The organism is Acidithiobacillus thiooxidans ATCC 19377, assembly GCF_009662475.1.
Lineage (GTDB): Bacteria > Pseudomonadota > Gammaproteobacteria > Acidithiobacillales > Acidithiobacillaceae > Acidithiobacillus > Acidithiobacillus thiooxidans.
Map to the genome: position 1 here is coordinate 28,853 of NZ_CP045571.1, position 22,034 is coordinate 50,886.

Annotated in this window: 21 protein-coding genes; 17 read left to right on the forward strand and 4 right to left on the reverse strand. The window is 55.6% G+C overall.

Annotated elements, in window-relative coordinates; all coding sequences use genetic code 11:
* The first annotated feature begins 11 nt into the window (after positions 1-11).
* The 3 genes from GCD22_RS00115 to glcF are packed head-to-tail and all read left to right on the forward strand — an operon-like array spanning position 12 to position 3,809.
* A complete protein-coding gene (locus tag GCD22_RS00115; protein WP_081577504.1) occupies positions 12-1,484 on the forward strand; it encodes an FAD-linked oxidase C-terminal domain-containing protein in 1,473 nt (490 codons plus the stop codon).
* Position 1,485: 1 nt separating this feature from the next.
* Complete coding sequence (glcE, locus tag GCD22_RS00120; RefSeq protein ID WP_176212036.1) at positions 1,486-2,550, forward strand: glycolate oxidase subunit GlcE; 1,065 nt, start codon at positions 1,486-1,488, stop codon at positions 2,548-2,550.
* An 8-nt stretch (positions 2,551-2,558) separates the two neighbouring features.
* Positions 2,559-3,809: a glycolate oxidase subunit GlcF gene (glcF, locus tag GCD22_RS00125; RefSeq protein WP_081577505.1), complete on the forward strand. Its 1,251-nt coding sequence runs from the start codon at positions 2,559-2,561 to the stop codon at positions 3,807-3,809.
* On the opposite strand, the gene GCD22_RS00130 is transcribed toward glcF, so the two are convergent.
* The 4 genes from GCD22_RS00130 to GCD22_RS00145 are packed head-to-tail and all read right to left on the reverse strand — an operon-like array spanning position 3,806 to position 7,551.
* On the reverse strand, positions 3,806-4,720 hold the full coding sequence (locus GCD22_RS00130; protein ID WP_081577506.1) for a CorA family divalent cation transporter: 915 nt from the start codon (positions 4,718-4,720) through the stop codon (positions 3,806-3,808). The two genes, glcF and GCD22_RS00130, sit on opposite strands and share 4 nt — an antisense overlap.
* Before the next feature lie 13 nt (positions 4,721-4,733).
* On the reverse strand, positions 4,734-5,636 hold the full coding sequence (locus GCD22_RS00135; RefSeq protein ID WP_065974746.1) for a CorA family divalent cation transporter: 903 nt from the start codon (positions 5,634-5,636) through the stop codon (positions 4,734-4,736).
* A 7-nt stretch (positions 5,637-5,643) separates the two neighbouring features.
* The gene (locus GCD22_RS00140; protein ID WP_024894364.1) at positions 5,644-6,585 is read right to left on the reverse strand and encodes a magnesium transporter CorA family protein; all 942 of its coding nucleotides are present in this window, start codon (positions 6,583-6,585) and stop codon (positions 5,644-5,646) included.
* Positions 6,586-6,615: 30 nt separating this feature from the next.
* Positions 6,616-7,551, reverse strand: a complete 936-nt coding sequence (locus GCD22_RS00145; RefSeq protein WP_065974747.1) for a magnesium transporter CorA family protein — start codon at positions 7,549-7,551, stop codon at positions 6,616-6,618.
* Between the two features lie 143 nt (positions 7,552-7,694).
* On the opposite strand from GCD22_RS00145, the gene moaB reads away from it, so the two are divergent.
* The 14 genes from moaB (at position 7,695) to GCD22_RS00210 (ending at position 22,033) form a co-directional block, all read left to right on the forward strand.
* The gene (gene moaB, locus GCD22_RS00150) at positions 7,695-8,237 is read left to right on the forward strand and encodes a molybdenum cofactor biosynthesis protein B (protein ID WP_065974748.1); all 543 of its coding nucleotides are present in this window, start codon (positions 7,695-7,697) and stop codon (positions 8,235-8,237) included.
* An 8-nt stretch (positions 8,238-8,245) separates the two neighbouring features.
* Positions 8,246-8,815: a class I SAM-dependent methyltransferase gene (locus GCD22_RS00155; protein ID WP_065974749.1), complete on the forward strand. Its 570-nt coding sequence runs from the start codon at positions 8,246-8,248 to the stop codon at positions 8,813-8,815.
* A 30-nt stretch (positions 8,816-8,845) separates the two neighbouring features.
* Complete coding sequence (locus tag GCD22_RS00160; protein WP_065974750.1) at positions 8,846-9,322, forward strand: copper resistance protein NlpE; 477 nt, start codon at positions 8,846-8,848, stop codon at positions 9,320-9,322.
* The gene (locus GCD22_RS00165; protein WP_065974751.1) at positions 9,319-10,875 is read left to right on the forward strand and encodes a type I restriction-modification system subunit M; all 1,557 of its coding nucleotides are present in this window, start codon (positions 9,319-9,321) and stop codon (positions 10,873-10,875) included. The genes GCD22_RS00160 and GCD22_RS00165 overlap by 4 nt, the downstream gene beginning before the upstream one ends.
* The gene (locus tag GCD22_RS00170; protein ID WP_081577507.1) at positions 10,872-11,912 is read left to right on the forward strand and encodes a PDDEXK nuclease domain-containing protein; all 1,041 of its coding nucleotides are present in this window, start codon (positions 10,872-10,874) and stop codon (positions 11,910-11,912) included. Before GCD22_RS00165 ends, GCD22_RS00170 begins: the two co-directional genes overlap by 4 nt.
* On the forward strand, positions 11,909-13,141 hold the full coding sequence (locus tag GCD22_RS00175; protein ID WP_153940328.1) for a restriction endonuclease subunit S: 1,233 nt from the start codon (positions 11,909-11,911) through the stop codon (positions 13,139-13,141). The genes GCD22_RS00170 and GCD22_RS00175 overlap by 4 nt, the downstream gene beginning before the upstream one ends.
* Positions 13,138-14,145: a virulence RhuM family protein/type II toxin-antitoxin system death-on-curing family toxin gene (locus GCD22_RS00180; RefSeq protein ID WP_065974965.1), complete on the forward strand. Its 1,008-nt coding sequence runs from the start codon at positions 13,138-13,140 to the stop codon at positions 14,143-14,145. Before GCD22_RS00175 ends, GCD22_RS00180 begins: the two co-directional genes overlap by 4 nt.
* Positions 14,135-14,680, forward strand: coding sequence for a Fic family protein (locus tag GCD22_RS00185; protein WP_065974964.1), 546 nt, complete (start codon positions 14,135-14,137; stop codon positions 14,678-14,680). Before GCD22_RS00180 ends, GCD22_RS00185 begins: the two co-directional genes overlap by 11 nt.
* Positions 14,677-16,062 carry an HsdR family type I site-specific deoxyribonuclease gene (locus GCD22_RS18095; protein ID WP_211371676.1) on the forward strand — a complete coding sequence of 462 codons (1,386 nt, stop codon included), beginning with the start codon at positions 14,677-14,679 and terminating at the stop codon, positions 16,060-16,062. The genes GCD22_RS00185 and GCD22_RS18095 overlap by 4 nt, the downstream gene beginning before the upstream one ends.
* Positions 16,059-17,774 (forward strand): type I restriction endonuclease subunit R, EcoR124 family, encoded by a 1,716-nt coding sequence (locus GCD22_RS18100; RefSeq protein WP_211371677.1) that lies wholly within the window; start codon positions 16,059-16,061, stop codon positions 17,772-17,774. The genes GCD22_RS18095 and GCD22_RS18100 overlap by 4 nt, the downstream gene beginning before the upstream one ends.
* Before the next feature lie 50 nt (positions 17,775-17,824).
* Positions 17,825-19,699, forward strand: coding sequence for a tRNA uridine-5-carboxymethylaminomethyl(34) synthesis enzyme MnmG (gene mnmG / locus GCD22_RS00195; RefSeq protein WP_065974966.1), 1,875 nt, complete (start codon positions 17,825-17,827; stop codon positions 19,697-19,699).
* Entirely contained in the window at positions 19,699-20,361 is a 663-nt protein-coding gene (gene rsmG, locus GCD22_RS00200; RefSeq protein WP_065974962.1) for a 16S rRNA (guanine(527)-N(7))-methyltransferase RsmG, read from the forward strand. The genes mnmG and rsmG overlap by 1 nt, the downstream gene beginning before the upstream one ends.
* 65 nt (positions 20,362-20,426) lie before the next feature.
* The gene (locus tag GCD22_RS00205) at positions 20,427-21,188 is read left to right on the forward strand and encodes a ParA family protein (RefSeq protein WP_153940329.1); all 762 of its coding nucleotides are present in this window, start codon (positions 20,427-20,429) and stop codon (positions 21,186-21,188) included.
* A complete protein-coding gene (locus tag GCD22_RS00210) occupies positions 21,185-22,033 on the forward strand; it encodes a ParB/RepB/Spo0J family partition protein (protein WP_024894402.1) in 849 nt (282 codons plus the stop codon). Before GCD22_RS00205 ends, GCD22_RS00210 begins: the two co-directional genes overlap by 4 nt.
* Position 22,034 lies beyond the last annotated feature (1 nt).

Below are 22,034 nucleotides of genomic sequence, written 5' to 3' on the forward strand. Positions count from 1 at the left end.
GGGCGCAACTCATGGCGGGCAGTCCTGATTCCGAGCATGCCGCATTTCTCAGCGCCCTCCGCGCCCTATTGCCGGACGATGGCCTGCTGACGCAGAGCGAGGACCTGCATCCTTACGAATGTGATGGTTTGTCGGTGCTCAGGGAGCTGCCTCTGGCGGTGGTCCTCCCCCGTCATCGAGCAGAGGTACAGGCTGTTCTGAAAATCTGTCAGCAGTATGGTGTAGCGGTGGTTCCCAGAGGGGCGGGTACTGGATTGTCCGGTGGCGCTCGTCCCAGCGCCGGGGCCATTGTGCTTTCCCTGGCGCGACTCAAGCAGATTCGGGCGCTGGACACCAGCAACCGTACGGCCCGGGTGCAGCCGGGGGTGCGCAATCTGGCCATCAGTGAAGCAGCGCGGCCCATGGGCCTGTACTATGCGCCGGATCCTTCCTCCCAGATCGCCTGTACCATTGGCGGCAATGTGGCAGAAAATTCCGGTGGGGTACATTGTCTGAAATACGGCTTGACGGTCCACAATGTGCTGGCTCTGGAAGTGCTGGATGTATCGGGTGAACGTCTGGAAATCGGCAGTCAGGCGCCCGACAGTCCCGGCTATGATCTGCTGGCGCTGATGATGGGTTCGGAAGGATTGTTGGGTATCGTGACGGAATGTACGTTGCGCTTGCTGCCGGTTCCCGAAAATACCCTGGTGTTGCTGGCGGCTTTTGCCTCGGTGGTTGCGGCGGCAGACGCTGTGAGTGCCATCATTGCGGCGGGAATCATTCCGGCCGGGCTGGAAATGATGGACCAACTCGCCATAGAAGCCGCCGAAGATTTTGTGCATGCCGGTTACCCCCGCGATGCCGCTGCCATTTTGCTCTGCGAACTGGATGGGACCGAGGCAGAACTTCAGGAACGCCTGCGCGCCGTGGAAAAGCTGTTACAGCGGCAAGGGGCTACCAGCATCCGTATTGCCGCTGATGCCGAAACCCGGCTGTTACTCTGGAAAGGCCGCAAGGCCGCGTTTCCGGCGGTGGGTCGTCTGGCCCCGGATTATTACTGTATGGATGGGACCATCCCGCGCAGGCGTTTGGCGGAAGTGCTCGAACAAATCGCGATCTGGTCGGCCGAATATGGTTTGCGGGTCGCCAATGTGTTTCATGCTGGCGATGGCAACCTGCACCCGCTCATCCTCTATGACGCCAATGTGGAAGAGCAGTTGTATGCTGCAGAAGCCCTTGGTCAACGCATTCTCGAACTGTGTGTGGCGGTCGGTGGCAGTATCACCGGAGAGCACGGTGTCGGCGTAGAAAAACTGGACAGCATGTGCGCCCAGTTTACGCCTACCGAGCTGGCTCAGTTGCACCGCATCAAGGCGGCCTTTGATCCCGAAGGGCGACTGAATCCGGGCAAGGCCGTCCCCAGTCTGCATCGCTGCGCAGAACTGGGTGCCATGCATGTGCATCATGGTCAATTACCTTTCCCGGAACTGGAGCGCTTTTAAGATGGATCAGCGCGAGCGTTTGCAGGAACAGGTCCGCGAAGCCTGTCAGCAGTCGCGCCCCCTGCAGATTCAGGGGGCCGGGACCAAGCGCTTTTACGGCAGAAAAACTGCTGATGCGGAACCGTTGCTATTGCGGGAGCATCAAGGGATTGTGGATTACGAACCCAGTGAACTGTTTGTGACCCTGCGAGCCGGGACGAGCCTGCAGACCTTGCAGGAACAGTTGGCCGAAGCCGGCCAGATGCTGCCCTTCGAGCCGCCTTTTTTCGGGGCGGAAGCTACCATCGGTGGCACCTTGGCCTGTGGTTTTTCCGGACCACGGCGGCCTTATGCGGGTTCTGCCCGGGATTACGTGCTGGGTGTGCACATGCTCAATGGTCTGGGAGAATCCTTGCGCTTTGGCGGACAGGTCATGAAAAATGTGGCGGGCTATGATGTATCCCGTCTACTGGTAGGGTCTTTGGGTACCCTCGGCATTTTGCTGGAAGTGACGCTCAAAGTGTTGCCGCGTCCCGAGCGGGAGCTGACACTGGTACACGACACCGACATGGCTACAGCCATTGTCCGGATGAATCAATGGGCGGGCCAGCCCCTGCCCTTGTCAGCCAGTGCCTGGGATGGGGCCCACTTGTACCTGCGTCTGTCGGGGACGGAGAAAGCCGTCGCAGCGGCGCAGAGCAAAATCGGTGGAGCGGTGCTGGACGAAAACGACGGCATCCTTTTCTGGAAAAATCTGCGTGAACATCGCCATGTATTTTTTCAGGGAAGCGCAGCACTCTGGCGGCTGGCCGTAGCGCCCGCCACGCCCCCCCTGGCTCTGCCCGGACAGACGCTTATTGAATGGGGTGGTGGACAGCGCTGGCTGCGCGGTCAACGGGATGCCAGCGCCCTGCAGACGCTGGCGGCTGAGCATGGCGGACACGCCACCCTGTTTCGCGGCGGTGACCATGCCAAAGAGGTGTTCCAGCCTTTGCCGCCAGCCCTGTTCGCCCTGCATCAACGCCTGAAAAATGCGTTTGATCCGCACGGTATTTTGAATCCTGGTCGCCTGTACGCGGCCCTTTAGAGAAGCCTATGCAAACCCGGATTGCTCCCCGTTTTGAGAATGACGCCGACATTGTCGAAGCGGACAGTATTTTGCGGAGTTGCGTCCATTGCGGTTTTTGCACGGCAACCTGTCCCACCTATCAGCTACTGGGTGACGAACTGGACGGTCCCCGTGGCCGTATTTATCTCATCAAAGAGTTCCTGGCCGGCACGCCCGCCAGCGCTGAAACACTCAAGCATCTGGATCGTTGCCTGACTTGCCGCGCTTGTGAAACGACCTGTCCCTCCGGGGTACGCTATGCCCGCCTGGCGGAAATTGGCCGCGAACATCTGGAAAACGAAATTCCGCGTCCGGACCTCGAGCGCCTGAAGCGCAGTATGCTGCGTGCGGTGGTTCCTCATCCCGCGCGTTTTCGTCTGGCGCTGCAACTGGGGACTCTGTTCAAACCCTTTTTGCCGGAAGCCCTGGCCCGGAACATCCCCGAATGGCCTGGCACAGCGCTTCCGGTGCCGCATCCGCTGCAAGCCGCGACGTCCGACCACCGGCCCACGGTGCTTGCCCTTGCGGGTTGTGTGCAAAGCGTCATGACTCCGCAAACCGAAGCGGCTCTGGAGCAGATTGCTGACCGGCTCGGTTATCACGTGGAAGTTCCCCCCGAGGCGGGGTGTTGTGGTGCCCTGAGTTTGCATCTCAACGCCCGCGCCGAAGCGCAGGATTACATGCGTCGGAATATTGATGCCTGGTGGCCGCATATCATAGCCGGTGCGGAGGCTATTCTGCTGAGCGCCAGTGGTTGTGGCAGCATGGTCAAGGAGTATGCCGAGGCTCTGCAAAACGACCCCGATTATGCCGAAAAAGCCCGGCAAGTAGCGGCGTTGGCACGGGACCCCAGTGAATGGCTGCTCGAACACCTGGAAGCCCTGCCCCTGGAGCACAAAAATCGTGGCCCGTTGGCCTTTCACGCGCCGTGTTCACTGCAACATGCGCAACGGGTGCAGGGTAAGGTCGAAGCCTTGCTGGAACGCGCAGGCTACCAGTTGACGGCGGTTGCCGATGCGCATCTTTGTTGTGGTTCAGCCGGCACCTACTCCATTTTGCAGCCGGATTTATCCCGGCAACTCCGTCAGCAAAAGCTGGACGCCCTGCAACAGGGCGAACCCTGCGCTATTGCTACCGCCAATGTCGGTTGCCAGCTGCATTTACAGGGGGGTACGGAGCTGCCGGTCCGCCATTGGCTGGAGTTGCTGGCGGAGACCTTGCTGCCTGAAAAATCCTAATCCAGCCGCAACCAGCCCTTGCGGTAAAAGATCCAGGCAGTGAGCGCTTCCACCAGTACCAGGCCACCGGTGACGGCGACAAATCCATAACGCCAGTGGGGTAGCGGTCCCAGGGGGACGTTCATGGCCGCCGCGCCCGGTATGAACAACGGAATGGTGACCAGAATAATCAGTGCCGCCATGAACTTGAACAAATGATTCACATTGTTGTGCACCACATAAGCGTAAGATTCCAGTAATTCATTGATGGTTTCCTGGTCGCTATCCACCTGATCACGAACCTGTGACAGTTCAATGCGCGTATCTTCATGAATTTCTATGAGATCATGGTCTTCCTTGGGCAGGAACAGACCAATTTCACTGACTACGTACTCCAGCTGCAACAAGCCCAGATCCAGGGCCAGGAGGCGGTCGTGGATATCCAGGCCCCGGTACACCACATCATGGCGCTGGGCCTGCCGTAAATCCCGTTCGACCATGGCCATTTCCCTGGCCACAGCGCGCGCGGTGGGCAGGTACAGGCGGGTCACCTCGGCGATAATACGCAGGACGAGTTCCCAGCGTTTACGTGGTTTATCTGGATCAATCAACTGGTTGAGAAAGGGGATTTCCTGATCCGCCAGGGTCACGAAATAACCCGGTACAAAATAAACGCTGAGAGGCACCAGGGAAAACTGGCCGATGCGCCCATCTTCCGGTATCGGCACCTGAAATTGCAGGGAAATCAGTCGTTCTTCCTTGATCAGCGGCCGCGATGCCTCGCCTTCCAGGCGTTTGCGCAAGAAGCTTTCGGGAATATCCAGAGTCATGGCCGCCTGGCTCAGTTCCAGGGCCGAAGGGTTGACCAGGGCCATCCAGCTGCGCCGGTTGGCGTTGCCCGACAGCAGACAGTCGCGGGTAATTCGCAGCATGGCTCGCTTCTCCCTACATCGCAAAAAAGCCGTGTTTTCTGGCCCAGATGGCAAACATCAGGGTGGCTCCGAAAACATAGGCAAGCAGGCCGAACCACAGATAATGCCAGTGTTCCAGCGGGAGAATGGTCATCATGTGAAAAGGCATGATAAAGGCAATGGGCATCATCAGCAGCGCCAGCCATACCGTCATGACTTTCATGACGGTATGGGCATTATTCTGAATGATGCCGTTGTAGGCATTGGTGACGGTCAAATAACGCTCATAGACCAGATTGACGACATCTTCCATGCGCCGTTGTTCGCGCAGGGCAGCATCCAGCAAGGGATAAGTCGAAGCATCGCCGGGCGTGGCCCGCAAGGCGTCGCGCAAAATCAGTCCGGTTTCGCGCAAGGCGATGACCAGTTCTCCCAGATCCCGGTTCAGGACCACAATTTCGCGCAGCTCACGGTTACCCATGGCGGTTTTCAGGGCCATACGCAGTTCCTGGAGACGGTCCACCAACACCCGGGCGACCCGTTCATGACTGTAGATGATGTTGAGCAGAATTCTTTGCAGAAGATCGCCACGGGCATTTTGCTGCAGGCTGCCGAGCCAATCCTGCTGCAGGGTTGCCAGCAGGGCGTCTTCAGCGATGATGACCAGGCGCCCGGGGCTGTCGTGCTGCACAATCAGGTGGCTTACCCGTGCGACAGTCCCAAATCGGGCATCTTCTTCCAGCAGGGCAACGGGCAGCCGCAGGATGATTTCTTCGCCTTCACAATACAGGCGCTGGTCTTCACTATGGCGCAGCAGATTTCCCAGTCCGCTGCAGGAGGGGGCCTGTTCCGGGTTGAGCAGAAATAATCCCGGACCCGTGCAAGATGTACTGGAATTCCAGTCACCAACCGCCATGTCGAAATAACGGGCCGTCATCGTTGCCTCAGATCCAGTCTTTTTTGCGGAAAAATACAAAGAGCAGCCCGGAAATGAGAAAACCCCCGCCCATCAGTACCGGCCAGGCATAAGTCCAGTCCTGCAGGGGTAAAGGAACGTTCATCCCGTAAATACTGGCCACCGTAGCGGGCGATGCCACCACCACGGTCCAGGCGGTAATGATTTTCAGGGTGTTGCTGATGTTGTTCTGGAGTACGCCCACATAAGCATCCATCATGTTGGTAATGGTGGATGCATAAATTTCCGTCATGTCCCGGGCCTGCTGCAAGTCAATCAGCGCATCGGCAATGTCTTCCAGATCGCCTTCATCCTGAAGGAGCATGGGCAGACGCAGGGTTTGCTGGGCCACGGAAATGTTGCCCTTGAGCGCGGCAGAAAACAGAATCAGACTTTTGTTCAGCGCCAGCAGCCGGAAAAATTCATTATTGTTCTGCGAGTGGCGGAGGATTTTTTCGGTGGCGGCTATTTCTGCGTTGATGATGCGCAATGCCCGCAGAAAATCCCGGGCAATAGCCTGGAAAATTTCAGCGAGCAGGCCCCGGACATGGAGGATTTTGCCGCGCTGACGCTGACTGCGGAGTTCGTCCCATAATGCCAGGGGATGCGCGCTGGCGGTGACCATCTGCTGGGGCAGCAGCCAGAGTCCAACCGGCAGGGTCCGGAAGCGGAGTTCCGCATCGTCCTGCATGGGGGCCGGTACTTTCAAAATGATCAGGGCCACATCGCCGTCGCGTTCCAGACGCGGGCGTTCATCTTCATCGGAAACGTCCTGAAACAGATAGTCGGGTACCTGCAGATGCTTGGCGACAAATTCCAGTTCGGCCTGGCTGGGGGCAACCACCTGAATCCAGGTGGCACGGGGGGGCCACTGAAAATCACTGGTGATTTCCAGCTGGGCATCCGTTTTATCGTCAAACCAGTGCAGCATCCTGCCTCTCCTTTATAGACTCCTGCCCGATCATATCCAGCCCTTGCGCTTGAAAAGTGCGGCCAATCCCCCGGAAATACCCAGCCCCGAACACACTATCACCCAGAAAATCCAGTGGGTTTTCTGAAAGGGCAGGGTCGTGTTCACCCCATACAGGGTGGCCAGCATACTCGGTACATAAAATATCATGGCCAGTACGGTCACCACCTTGAGCCCGTGGTTGATATTGTTCTGGACCATGCCGGCATAGGCATCCATCATCGACGTGCTGGTTCCGGCATACACCCGGGCGCGTTCATGGGCCACCTGCAACTCCAGTAAGGCCGTATCGACCTGTCGAGTCGCCGGCAGGTCATCGCGAATTTCCGCCAGACGCGAAATCTTGAAGGCCGTGGCAATGTTGCCGACCAGAGCCACTTCAAAACGGGTCAGACTTTTACTGATTTCCAGCAAAGTGAAAAAGTCACCATTACTTTGCGTCCAGTCCAGTTGCCGTTCATTTTCATGGATGGCCATGTTCAGTTGATGCAGGGCGTCTTCATAACTCTGGGCCAGTATTTTAAGAATCGCCGCCAGTATCTCGATGCTTTCCGGAGGGCTGGAAAGATGCTCCATCTGCTCAAAAAAAGGCGAGAGCGAGGGCAGGTCTTCGGCCAGCAAAGTAGTCAGGCTTTGCTGGTGCAGAACCATTCCCAATGGCCGCAAAGTCCAGGCATCGTCGACGATGCCCCGCACCGGAAACTGCAAGGTGAGAAACACCCGATTTTCTTCGCGCCGCAGCCAGGAGCGTTCATCGGGGTCGAGAATGTCCTGGGCAAAATCCCAGTCATCCGCAAGCTGCCCGGCCTGCACCCAGTCGGCGGGTTTCGGCGCCGTCAGATGTTGCCAGCCCTTCACCTGATCCGGAATAATTTGCTCTTCCGAATAGGCGGTTACGGGATGATCTGCCGGGGGAAATACATCCATGGATGTTCTCCAGATCAGAGGCGGGCGTTAGGGCACCAGTGTCTGGCCTGTTCCCGGTCAGGGGTAATCAGCCGGCACATTTGGAGCACGGGACGAGGCCTTTTATACTGGACTTCCGTGTCGCCTGTAAAGGAAATTCCGCTGTGAGTAATGTGCATTCTGCAACTGATAGTAAAGTCTTTAATCCTCTCGCCATTGCCATCCTCACTGTTTCCGATACCCGCACCCCGGAAACCGACAAATCCGGCGACAAAATTGCGGAGCTGGCCCTGGCCGCTGGGCACCAGATAGCGGCGCGCTGCATCCTGCCCGATACGGCGGAAACCCTTCGCCAGCAGATGCAAAGCTGGATAAGCGACCCGGCCATTGACGTCATCATCGCCACCGGCGGCACCGGAGTCACCGGACGGGACGTAACCCCGGAGGCTCTCGCACCCCTGATCAGCAAACCCATTCCGGGCTTTGGTGAATTATTCCGCATGTTGTCCTATGAAGAAATTGGCACTAGCACCATTCAGTCCCGGGCCGAAGCCGCCATTTGTACGGGCACCATCGTCTTTCTGCTGCCCGGTTCTACCGGAGGCGTCCGCCTGGGTATGGAAGCCATCATCATTCCGCAACTGGATAACCGGCATCGCCCCTGCAATCTCAGTGAGTTGTTACCGCGTATTCGTCATGAACACTGATCTTTTTCATGTCTGAAGACGCAGCAGATCGGCAGGCGCGCTGGAATAACTGCTATGCCCGGAGCGACCCCCAACAAGCACCGCCTCTGCCCCTGCTCAAGGCGCAGGCGGCTTTGCTACCCGCACAGGGCAAGGCGCTGGATCTTGCCTGTGGTCGGGGGGCTAATGCCTTGTTCCTCGCCAGACGGGGCCTGGAAACCTGGGCCTGGGATTACGCCGACCCGGCCATTGCCGCCGTCCAGCAGGCAGCGGCGGGGCTGTCCCTCCATGCCCAATGCCGGGATGTGCTGGCGCAGCCACCGGAGCCGGACTGCTTCGACGTGATCGTGGTTGCCCATTTTTTACACCGCCCGCTTTTCCCGATATTGGCGCAGGCCATAAAAGCCCACGGTTTGCTGTTCTACGAAACCTGGGCCGGGCCTTATGCCGGGCGCGGACCACAAAATCCGGATTTTCGTCTGCGTCCGGGTGAACTGAACCATGCCTTTCCGGGCTTAAAGTTGCTGATGCTGGAGGAAGACGCCGACCGCAGCGCTGGCGTCTGGAGAGCGCCTGCCCGCCCTGTTACACTGACGTAATTTACTGATCTACAAAGAGGAAGACCAGCAATGACCCGGAATGGCCGTTTGAGCATTATTGTCTTCGCCATCATTTCCCTGAGTGCCTGCGCCAAGCTGCCCGTCAAGGTGGCTGAACCCGCTGCGCCAGCAGCCAAAGCAAATACCAAGGCCGCCGCGCCGGACATGCACAGCAGCCAGACGGCCCTCGACTGGGCCGGAACCTACGTGGGGACCCTGCCCTGTGCCGATTGTCCCGGAGTGCGCGAAACCCTGGTGCTGCACAAAGACCAAACCTATGCCCTGAGCACTCACTATGTAGACCGTCCGGGTTCGGCCTTTTCGCGCAGTAACAGCTTCACCTGGATCAATGGTCAAACTATCCGGCTGGAAGGCATGCAACAACCCATGTACTTTCGGGTAGGAGAAAACCAGCTTATTCAGTTGGGAATGGATGGCCAGCCCATTACCGGACCAATGGCGGCAAAAATGGTGTTGAAGAAAATGCAAACAGGAAAAATCCAATGACCAGCATCCAGCAACGCGCCGCCCTGCAACGACAAATATGGGCGATTGCCAATGATGTACGCGGCGCAGTCGATGGCTGGGATTTCAAGCAATACGTGCTAGGCACCCTGTTTTACCGCTTCATCAGCGAAAACTTCGCTATTTATATCGAAGCCGATGACGACAGCATCCACTACGCCGAGTTGCCGGACAACATCATCACCCCGGACATCAAAGACGATGCCATCAAAACCAAGGGCTATTTTATTTACCCCAGCCAGTTGTTTGCCAATGTGGCCGCCCGCGCCAACAGCAACGAAAGCCTGAATACGGATTTGGCCGATATTTTTGCCGCTATCGAAAATTCTGCCAGCGGTTACCCCTCCGGGCGCGACATCAAAGGCCTGTTTGCCGACTTCGACACCACCAGCAATCGTCTGGGCAACACCGTCAAAGATAAAAACACCCGCCTCGCTGCCGTGCTCAAAGGTGTTGCCGGTCTGGATTTTGGTGATGCGCATAGCGGTGACTTTGAAAGTAACCACATCGACTTGTTTGGCGATGCCTACGAATTTCTCATTTCCAACTACGCCGCCAATGCCGGTAAATCGGGCGGTGAGTTTTTTACACCACAACATGTTTCCAAACTCATCGCCCAGTTGGCCATGCACAAGCAAACCCGCGTCAACAAGATTTACGATCCTGCCTGCGGCTCCGGCTCCCTGCTACTGCAAGCCAAAAAGCATTTTGACGCGCACATTATCGAAGACGGGTTTTACGGGCAGGAACTCAACCACACCACCTACAACCTGGCGCGGATGAATATGTTCCTGCACAACATCAATTACGACAAATTCAACATCCAGTTGGGGGACACCCTCATCGCCCCCCATTTTGACGGCGACAAGCCCTTTGATGCCATCGTCTCCAATCCGCCCTATTCCGTAAAATGGATCGGCAGTGACGACCCCACCCTCATCAACGACGACCGCTTTGCCCCGGCGGGCGTACTGGCCCCCAAATCCAAAGCCGACTTTGCCTTTGTACTGCACGCCCTCAGTTACCTTTCAAGCCGTGGCCGCGCCGCCATCGTCTGTTTTCCTGGTATTTTTTACCGGGGCGGTGCCGAGCAGAAAATCCGTCAATATCTGGTGGATAACAATTTCGTCGAAACCGTCATCTCACTCGCGCCCAACCTGTTTTATGGCACCACCATCGCCGTGACCATTTTGGTGCTCTCCAAACACAAGACAGACACCACCACCCAGTTCATTGATGCCAGTGGCCTGTTCAAAAAAGAAACCAACAACAACCTGCTGCTGGATACCCACATCGACGAGATCATGGCCGTGTTCGACAGCAAGGCGAATGTCGAGCACTTTGCCCGTTCCGTACCGTTTGAGCAGGTTGCCGCCAATGATTACAACCTCTCGGTGAGCAGCTATGTCGAAGCCCGCGACACCCGCGAGGTGGTGGATATTGCAGAGCTCAATAGCGATTTGAAAACCACCGTGGCAAGAATCGACCAGCTACGCAAAGAGATAGATGCCATTGTGGCCGAGATTGAGGCATGAACGATCACCCCATCGCACTCACACAACCGCCCGCAGGCTATGCCGACTGGCTGGCCGAATTAAAAGCGCGCATTCACCGCGCCCAACAACACGCCACGCTCGCCGTCAACCGCGAACTGGTTTTGTTGTACTGGCAAATTGGCCAAGACATCCTGACACGGCAGGCCGCACAAGGCTGGGGCGCGAAAGTGATCGAGCGGCTGGCGCATGATTTGCGCAACGCTTTTCCCGAGATGAAGGGCTTCTCCCGCGCCAACCTCATGTATATGCGTGCCTTTGCCGAGGCCTGGCCAGACGAGCAAATTGTCCAACAGGCTGTTGGACAATTGCCTTGGGGACACAATCTGGTCTTGCTGACCCGACTGAAGCAACCGGAACAGCGTCTGGCCTATGCCCAGGCCGCCATCGAACAGGGTTGGTCGCGCAATGTGCTGAATATCCACATTGAAACCCGACTTCTTGAACGCACCGGCAAAGCGGTTACCAACTTTGCCGAACGCCTGCCCCCGCCGGGTAGTGATTTAGCGCGGGAATCGCTCAAAGACCCCTATCTGTTCGATTTTCTCAATGTGGGCAAAGAAGCCGACGAACGCGAAATTGAATCGGCGCTAGTCGAGCACATTACCCACTTTTTGCTGGAATTAGGCGCAGGCTTTGCCTTTGTGGGGCGGCAGGTGTTGCTGGATGTAGGCGGTGACGAATTCTTTATTGACCTGCTGTTTTATCACCTCAAATTGCGCTGCTATGTCGTGATTGAACTCAAGACCGGTAAATTCAAGCCCGAGCATCTAGGGCAATTGGGTTTTTACATGACGGCGGTGGACAAGCAAATCAAGCATGAACTCGATAACGCCACCATCGGCCTGCTGCTGTGCAAAAGCAAAAACAAAGTGGTGGCTGAATATGCCCTGGGCGATAAAACCCAGCCCATGGGCATAGCTGAATATAAACTCGTGGAAGCCCTCCCCGAAAACCTTAAAACCAACCTGCCCAGCATTGAACAGATAGAGCGGGAATTGCAGGGAGATGAGGCATGAGCAGCGGGAATTTTTTGGACAAGCTGCTGGATGGGGTGGCGGTGGAGTGGATCGAGGTGGGCGAGTTAATTTCACCCCAGCGCGGGAGAAGACTCGTCAAAAGCCAATTAGAAGAAGTCGGTAGTTATGCTGTCTATCAGAACAGCATGAAGCCGCTCGGCTACTACCATAAAAGTAATGCTCAAGCCGGGGCAACCTTTGTGATTGTTGCCGGCGCGGCGGGCGAGATTGGTTTTAGCGATGTTGCTTTCTGGGCCGCAGATGATGTCTATTTCTTCCCAGAAGCAAATGCTGTTAATAACAAATATCTGTATCACTTTCTTCTAACGAAACAGCATGAAATTTCATCTCAAGTACGCAGGACAAGTGTTCCTCGCCTATCAATAGCTGCGGTTGAAAAGCTAAAAATCCCCATCCCCTGCCCAGAAAACCCCAAAAAATCGTTGGAAATCCAAGCCGAAATCGTTCGCATTCTGGACACCTTCACCGAGCTGACCACCGAGCTGACCACCGAGCTGACCACCGAGCTGACCACCGAGCTGACCACCGAGCTTAATCTACGCAAAAAACAATACAACCACTACCGCGACCAATTGTTGAGTTTTGAAAACGGCGAAGTGGAGTGGAAGACGTTGGGAGAAGTGGCCTTAGATTTTGGTAGAGGCAAATCTAAACATCGTCCTAGAAATGATGAAAAATTGTATGGCGGTGATATACCTTTCATCCAGACCGGAGATATTAGAAATGCGGCGCATGTCATTACACAATATAGCCAGACCTATAGCGAGCTTGGGCTAATACAAAGCAAATTGTGGCCTAAAGGGACATTGTGCGTAACTATTGCTGCTAATATTGCTGAAACATCCATTTTAGGATTTGATGCATGTTTTCCTGATAGCGTCATCGGTTTTATAGCTAATCCTGAAAAGACCAGTTCAGGTTATGTTGAATACCTACTGTCTTCATTAAAAACAAAGCTAGAAGAAAAAGGCCAGGGCAGTGCCCAAAGCAATATAAATCTAGGCACATTTGAAAATCTAAAATTACCTTTCCCCTCATTGGCCGAACAAGCCCGCATCGTCGCCATCCTCGACAAGTTCGACGCACTGACCACCTCCCTCACCGAAGGCCTACCCTGCGAAATCGAACTGCGCCAAAAGCAATACGATTATTACCGCGATCTGCTGCTCCGCTTTCCCAAGCCAACTCAAGCAGGAGAATGCCCATGAATCATGAAAACACGCAGATTCAAATCTATCAGTCCGACGATGGTCAGCTTGAGCTGAAGGTGGCCTTTGACCAAGACACCGTTTGGTTGTCGCAATCACAAATGGCTGATTTGTTCGGCACCAAGCGACCAGCCATTACCAAACATTTGAGCAATATTTATAAATCGGGTGAGTTGTCTGAAGATAGCACCTGTTCCATTTTGGAACATATGGCTGACCATGGCCAAAGCTACAAAACCAAACAGTACAATCTTGATGCCATTATTTCGGTGGGATATCGCGTTAACTCCAGTCGCGCCACTCAATTTCGTATCTGGGCCACTCGCACCCTCAAACAACATTTGGTGCAGGGGTACACCCTTAATCAACGCCGCTTGCAAGAGCGCGGCATCGAATTTGAGCAAGCGATGGCGCTTTTATCCCAGACCCTCAGCAACCAGCAGTTGGTGAACGCTGAAGGCGCAGCGGTGCTTTCGGTGATCAGCGACTATGCCCGGAGCTGGAGTCTGTTGCAGGGCTATGATGAACAAAGTCTGGGGGAGCTGAACAGTAAACAGTCGGCCATGCTGGCGCTGAATCTGGACGAGGCGCTAAACGCCATCCATGAATTAAAACAAGCACTGATCACCAAGGGTGAAGCCACGGAATTATTTGGTCAGTTGCGCGGCAATGGCCTCGAATCGGCTATTGCCACCATCGAGCAGGGTTATGGTGACGAACTTTTTTATCCGAATGTCGCAAGTCGCGCCGCGCACCTGCTGTATTTTGTGATTAAAAATCACCCGTTGGCTGATGGTAATAAGCGCAGCGGTTCATTTTTGTTTTTATGGTACTTGCGCCGCAATCAGCATTTATTGGCCAGGCCCGTGGAGCGATTGATTAACGACAACACGCTGGTCGCCTTGGCCTTGCTGGTCGCGGAAAGCGATCCAGCGCAAAAATCGCTGATGATTCGCCTGATCGAGCATTTTATTTTGCTGAAAGAGGACGGCAATGCCTTATAAACCGCCCTTTACCATTACCAGCGAAATCCTGAATCTGGTAGCAGAGATCAGCCAGCAAGTAGGGCGGCTGGACGCCAGTGCGTTAAATGCCAATGGCCGTATGGGGCGCTTGTGGCAAACCTTAATTTTGTCTCGGTGGCACCCGCTGTTTTTGTCGTTACCCTTGGAAAGCGTGATTAAAGATCATCAACAGACGTATTACCAGGCACTTGAACAGGGTGACGAGCAAGCCGATAGTACGCCGTTTATTCGCTTCATGTTGTCGATAATTGCCCGGACGCTAACCCAAAACGCCTCTGTAAGCGCCCCTGCAAACGCCTCTGCAAATCCGGAGCGTGATGTACGTGGACTCAAAACCCCCGAAGCGATTCTGGTGTTACTGGCGTATAACCCGCAGCGGACACGCCAGCAGCTCGCCGAACTGATGGGCAAAGACCTGCGCACCATTGGCCGGGCTTTAGCCAAATTGCAGCAGGCGGGAAAAATTAAACGCGTCGGTTCCGATAAAACCGGCCATTGGGAGGTACAGCCGTGACAGACTACAAAACTATTGCCGAATCCAACAACTTCATTGTTCTGGATCAATACAACCGGGACTGGAAGGTGGCCGATAGCTACCAGAGCGAAGGGGACCTGGAACGCGAACTGATTCAGGATTTGACGAATCAGGGCTATGAATACCTGCCCGGCCTGAATCATACCGAGGCAATGCTCGCCAACCTGCGTGTGCAGTTGCAGGCACTGAATAATCTGGAGTTTCTGGAAGGTGAATGGTTGCGTTTTGTGGAAACCTGGCTGGACAAACCCAGCGACAGCATCGTGGACAAAACCCGCAAAATTCACGATGACTATATTCACGATTTTGTGTTTGATGATGGCCATATTCAGAATATTTACCTGCTGGATAAAAAGAATATCGCCCGCAACAAGGTACAGGTCATCAATCAGTTTGAGCAATCTGGCAGCCACGCCAACCGCTACGATGTGACCATTCTGGTCAACGGCCTGCCGTTGGTACAGGTAGAGCTGAAAAAGCGCGGAGTGGCCATCCGCGAGGCCTTTAATCAGGTGCATCGCTACAGCAAGGAGAGTTTTAACAGTGAACATTCCCTGTTCAAGTATCTGCAACTCTTTGTGATTTCCAACGGTACGGACACCCGCTACTTTGCCAACACCACCCAGCGCAATAAAAACAGCTTCGATTTCACCATGAACTGGGCAAAGGCGGATAACAGTCTGATCAAAGACCTGAAGGACTTTACGGCTACTTTCTTTCAGAAAAACACCCTGCTGCATGTGCTCCTGCATTATTCGGTATTTGATGTAAACAATACCCTGCTGGTGATGCGCCCTTACCAGATTGCCGCCACCGAACGCATCATGTGGAAAATCAACAGCGCGTATCAGGCGAAAAACTGGCGCAGCACGGAAAGTGGCGGTTATGTATGGCATACCACCGGTTCCGGCAAAACCCTGACCAGTTTCAAGGCGGCGCGTCTGGCCACCGGGCTGGACTTTATCGACAAGGTATTTTTTGTGGTGGACCGCAAGGATCTGGATTATCAGACCATGAAGGAATATCAGCGTTTTTCGCCCGATAGCGTCAATGGCTCGGATAGCACCGCCGGACTCAAACGCAATCTGGATAAAAATGATAACAAAATCATCGTCACCACCATCCAGAAGCTCAACCGGCTGATCAAAAGCGAAAATGACCTGCCGGTGTATAACCAGCAGGTGGTGTTTATTTTTGATGAATGCCATCGCAGCCAGTTTGGCGAAGCCCAGAAAAACCTGAAAAAACGCTTCAGAAAGTTCTATCAGTTCGGTTTTACCGGCACCCCCATTTTTCCGCAAAACGCCCTGGGAGCCGATACCACGGCCAGCTATTTGGCCGCGAACTGCATGCCTATGTGATTACCGATGCTATCCGCGACGAAAAAGTGCTGAAGTTCAAGGTGGACTACAACGATGTCCGTCCCCAGTTCAAGGCGCTGGAAGCCGAGCAGGATGCGAAAAAACTCAGTGCCGCCGAAAATCGCCAGGCCTTGTTGCATCCCGACCGTATCCGCGAAATTACCCAGTACATTTTGAATAACTTCCGGCAAAAAACCCATCGTTTGCAGGCCGGTGGTAAAGGCTTTAATGCCATGCTGGCCGTCAGCAGCGTAGAAGCCGCCAAGTGGTATTATGAGTCCTTCAAAACCGTGCAAAAAGACCGCGAAAAACCCTTGAAGGTCGCCACCATTTTCTCCTTTGCAGCCAACGAAGAACAAGATGCCGTGGGCGATATTATTGATGAAAGCTTTGATGTTTCGGCCATGAACAGCAGTGCCAAGGAGTTTTTGGCGGCAGCAATTGCCGACTATAACGCACTGTTCAAAACCAGCTTCAGATTGGATAGCGACGGTTTTCAGAACTACTACCGCGATTTGGCCAAGCAAATGAAGGCCGGGGAAGTTGATCTGCTGATTGTGGTGGGCATGTTTCTGACCGGTTTTGATGCGCCGACGCTCAACACCTTGTTTGTCGACAAAAACCTGCGTTATCACGGCTTGATTCAGGCTTACTCACGCACCAACCGCATTTATGATGCGACCAAAACCTTTGGCAATATCATCACGTTCCGCAATCTCGAACAGGCGACTATCGACGCCATCACCCTGTTTGGGGACAAAAACACCAAAAATGTCGTGCTCGAAAAAAGCTTCAGGGAGTACATGGAAGGCTTTACCGATGTGGTCACTGGCGAAGCGCGGCGCGGCTTTGTGGATGTGGTGAAAGAACTGGAGCAGCGTTTTCCTGATCCTGCTGCCATTGAAAAAGAATCGGATAAAAAAGCCTTTGTGAAGTTGTTTGGCGAATTTTTGCGCGTGGAAAATGTGCTGCAAAACTTTGATGAATTCGCCAGCCTGAAAGCTTTGCAAAATGTCGATATGGATGACCCCGCAGCCTTAGAAGCCTTCAAGGCCAAGTATTATGTGACGGATGAGGAGTTGCCTGCGTTGCAGGCTGTTCAAATCCCATCCGAACGCAAAACCCAGGACTACCGTTCTACCTACAATGATGTGCGCGATTGGTTGCGGCGGGAAAAATCCGCTTCGGAAAAAGCAGAGTCCAGCATCGATTGGGATGACGTGGTGTTTGAGGTAGATTTGCTCAAATCTCAGGAAATCAATCTGGATTACATTCTCGAGCTGATTTTTGAGAACAACAAAAAAATCAAAGACAAGGTGGCCCTGGTGGAAGATGTGCGCCGGGTGATCCGTGCCAGCCTCGGGAATCGTGCCAAAGAAACGCTCCTGGTGGATTTCATCAATCAAACCGATCTGGATCAGCTTGGTGACAAAACCAGCCTGATTGAGGCCTTTTTTACCTTTGCCCAGGGCGAACAGCGGCGCGAAGCCGATGCGCTTATCGCTGACGAAAACCTGAATGTCGAAGCCGCGCGCCGCTATATCAGCGTTTCCCTGAAACGGGAGTTTGCCAGCGATAATGGCACCGAGCTCAATGCCCTGCTCCCCAAAATGAGCCCACTGAATCCTCAGTACCTGAGTAAAAAGCAGAGTGTGTTCCAGAAAATCGCAGCCTTTGTCGAGAAGTTCAAAGGCGTGGGCGGACAGGTTTAACACTTTTTTGGATATTGCAAAAACCACCCCCGGGCGCGGATAATCAGCGGATGCAAAACGAATTTGATGTCATTGTTGTCGGTGGAGGTCATGCCGGCACCGAGGCTGCCGCTGCCGCAGCCCGTTTGGGTGTGCGTACTCTGCTTCTGACCCAGAATCTCGATACCATTGGGCAGATGTCCTGTAATCCGGCCATTGGCGGTATTGGCAAAGGGCATCTGGTCAAGGAAATCGACGCCCTGGGGGGCATCATGGCCCTCGCCATTGATCAGGCGGGCATCCAGTTTCGGACCCTGAACGCCAGCAAAGGGCCAGCGGTGCGGGCGACCCGCGCCCAGGCCGACCGGAGTTTGTATAAACGCGCAGTGCGTCGTCTTCTCGAAAACATTACCAATTTGCAATTGTTTCAGGGCATGGCGGGCGACTTGTTAATGGAAAACGGGCATCTGGCCGGTGTGCGCACGGAAACCGGCCTGGAGCTGCGTGCGGGTCAGGTGATTTTGACTACCGGGACTTTTCTCGGCGGGCGCGTGCACATGGGTGACCAGAATTATGCGGCCGGACGGGCAGGCGATCCGCCATCCAACGCCCTGTCCCTGCGCCTGCGGGAAATGGCTTTTCCGGTTGCCCGTCTGAAAACCGGCACGCCGCCCCGCATTGATGGACGCAGCATCGACTATAGCGTGCTCGAAGCCCAGCCCGGAGATGATCCACTCCCCGCATTTTCCTTCATGACCCGGCAGGTGGATATCCCCCAGCGCGCTTGCCATATCACCCACACCAATGCGCGCACCCATGAAATCATTGCCGCCAACTTGCACCAGTCGGCCATGTATGGCGGGCACATTCAGTCCGTAGGGCCGCGCTACTGTCCTTCCATTGAGGACAAAGTGGTGCGCTTTGCCGAAAAAACCTCGCACCAGATATTTCTCGAACCTGAAGGACTGGATACGCACGAAGTCTATCCCAACGGCATTTCCACCAGTTTGCCTTTTCCCGTGCAGGTGGATTTGGTGCGGAGCATGCGCGGTCTGGAAAATGCCGTTTTGCTGCGTCCGGGTTATGCCATTGAATACGATTTTCTCGATCCGCGTGATTTGCACGCCAGTCTGGAAAGCCAGCGCCTGCCCGGACTTTTTTGTGCCGGCCAGATCAACGGCACCACCGGCTATGAAGAAGCCGCCGCACAGGGCCTGCTGGCGGGCCTTAATGCCGCACGGCGGGCGCGGTCACAGTCTGCCTGGGTGCCGGGGCGTCATGAGGCGTATCTGGGCGTAATGGTGGACGATCTGGTCACCCGGGGGCTGGATGAACCCTATCGGATGTTTACCAGCCGGGCCGAATATCGCCTGCAATTGCGTGAAGATAATGCCGATATTCGCCTGACCCCGCAGGGTCGCGAACTTGGGTTGGTGGATGATGCACGCTGGGCGGGCTTCAGCCGCAAACAGGATGATCTGGAAGCCGAGCGCGGGCGTTTCCAGAGTGTGCGCATTCGCCCCGAAGATGCAGCAGCGCAGCGGGTTGCCGCGCATGTGGGTCAGGCCCTGAACCGGGACGTAACCGCGCTGGAATTGTTGCGCCGTCCGGATTGGGATTACGCCAGCCTGACGACGGCTCTGGACATCCCGGTTTGTGCGGACCCACGTGTCAGCGAACAGTTGGAGATTGAGTGCAAATATTCGGGTTACATTGCCAGGCAGCAGGACGAAATTGAGCGGGCCGTCCGCTGGGAGGGCATGGCCATTCCTGAGGACATGGATTATGCCTCGGTGCGCGGGTTGTCCACGGAAGTCAGGCAACGCCTGAGTCGCCAGCGTCCGCAAACCATTGGTCTGGCCAGCCGCATTCCGGGCGTCACTCCGGCAGCCGTGTCGCTGTTGTTGATTCACGTGAAACGCCGCAGCTTGCTGCAGGCAGGCTGATGCCGTCCGCTTCTGCCCTGCCAGAACCACTGGCCGAGGCTCTGGACGCCGGTCTTGCGCTCATGCAACTGGATTCAGTTCATCCCGATCAGCGCCAGTTGCTGATTCAGTATGTGTTACTCCTTCAGCGCTGGAACAGTACCCACAATCTGACCGCCGTGCGCGACCCGCTCGAAATGATCTCCCGTCATCTGCTGGACAGTCTTGCCGTGCTGCCTTTTCTGGATGCCGGGCGGGTGGCAGATATTGGCAGTGGTGCGGGTTTGCCGGGAATCCCCTTGGCCATTTGCCGATCCACTCAGGCCTTTACGCTGGTGGAGCCCGCCAGCAAGCGCGTGGCTTTTTTGCGCAGTGTGCTGGCCGAGCTCGGCCTGAGCCATGTGCAGGTGGTCCCCACGACCAGCGAAAAATACGAGCCTGAAAAGTTGCCAGACATCCTCATCAGCCGCGCTACCGCCCCTCTCGCGCGCCTGGATGCAATGACCATCCATCTGCAGGGTCCGCAGAGCAGGGTGCTGGCTATGAAGGGGCCCGGTGTCGAAGAAGAGCTGGCCGATTGGCCCCGCGCGGCTGCGCTGGAGCTGCGTTGTCACGACTTGCAGGTACCGGGTTCACCCCTGCGCAAGCTCTTGATTTGGACGAATCCGCTGCAGATGCCCTAGCCCCCCGCGAGCTGACAGGGTATTCTTGCGCGATTGTAGACTTCATCGGGAAATCACCCCAAAACATGCGCATCGTTGCTGTTGCCAATCAGAAAGGTGGCGTGGGAAAAACCACGACTGCCGTCAATCTGGCTGCCGGACTTGTCCAGACGGGCAAGCGGGTGCTGCTGGTTGATCTGGATCCGCAAGCCAATGCCAGCACCGGGTTGGGCCAGGTGGGTAATACGGCGAGCAGCATTTATCACGTATTGCTGGGGGAATTACCGCTCTGCGCGGTGCTGCATGCAGTATCCCCTGCCGGACTTTTTCTCGCACCCTCCAGCCCCGATCTGGCCGGGGCCGAAGTGGAAATCTACCCGCGCGCAGATCGTGAACAGCATCTGAAAAGAGCTTTGGCCGAGGCGTCGGGCTTTGATTATGTCCTCATTGATTGCCCGCCAGCCCTGAATATGCTGACCATCAATGCCCTGGTAGCGGCAAACCGTGTGCTGATTCCCATGCAATGCGAATATTATGCCCTGGAAGGCCTCACGCAGTTGCTGAATACCGTCCGGCGGGTGCGCGCCCAGCTGAACCCTCATCTGGAAGTGGATGGCCTGTTGCGGACTATGTTCGACAACCGCAACCGTCTTTCCTCGGAGGTCGGTCAGGAGTTGGAACGGCATTTTCCGGATAAGCTCTATCAAACGGTTATCCCCCGCAATATTCGCCTTGCCGAAGCCCCCAGCTTTGGCCGCGCTGCTCTGGAATACGATCCTTCCTGCGCGGGTTCCCTGGCCTATCAGGGTTTGGCCAAAGAATTCCTGCAACGGGAGGGGCCAAAATGAAGCGAGTGGGTTTGGGTCGGGGTCTCGATGCACTGTTTGCCAATGAAGATTCGGGTACCGGATCCATGCGGGAAATCCCGGTCGATCTGCTCCAGCGTGGTCGTTACCAACCGCGCGGCGTGATTGCCGAGGAATCCCTGCAGGAATTGGCGGAGTCCATACGCCATCAGGGAGTGGTGCAACCCATCGTGGTGCGCGCCGTGGGCGGCGGTCGCTATGAAATCATTGCCGGCGAGCGCCGCTGGCGTGCCGCACAACTGGCGGGTTTGACCCAAATACCTGCGGTAGTCCGCGATTGTGGCGATGAGCAGGCCCTGGCCATCGGCATCATCGAAAATATACAACGTCAGGATCTGAATCCGCTGGAAGAAGCCCAGGCTCTGCAGCGCTTGCTGGATGAATTTGGCCTCAGCCACGAAGCGCTGGCCGGAACGCTGGGACGTTCGCGGGCGGCCATCAGTAACCAGCTCCGGCTCTTGCGCCTTTGTCCCGCGTTGCATCCGCACGTGGAAAGTGGTGCCCTCAGTGCCGGACATGCCCGCGCCCTGTTGACCCTCAGTGACGAGCGGCAACAGGTTCTGGCCGAAAAAGTGGTCCAGGAAAACCTGAGCGTCCGCGCCACCGAAAAGCTGGCTCAAAAAGACCTGAATCCGCCAGCACCCCTGCCGGAACCGGACCCCAACACGGCCGCTCTCAAAGCACTGATTCAATCCAGTCTGGGACTTGGTGTGGATTTGCGCGCCCGTGGCCAGGGGGGGGAACTGCGTATTCGCTGGGAAAGTCCGGAGCAGGAGGCCATGCTCCTGAAACGTCTGGGCGTATCGCTCAATGACGACGAAAGCTGAT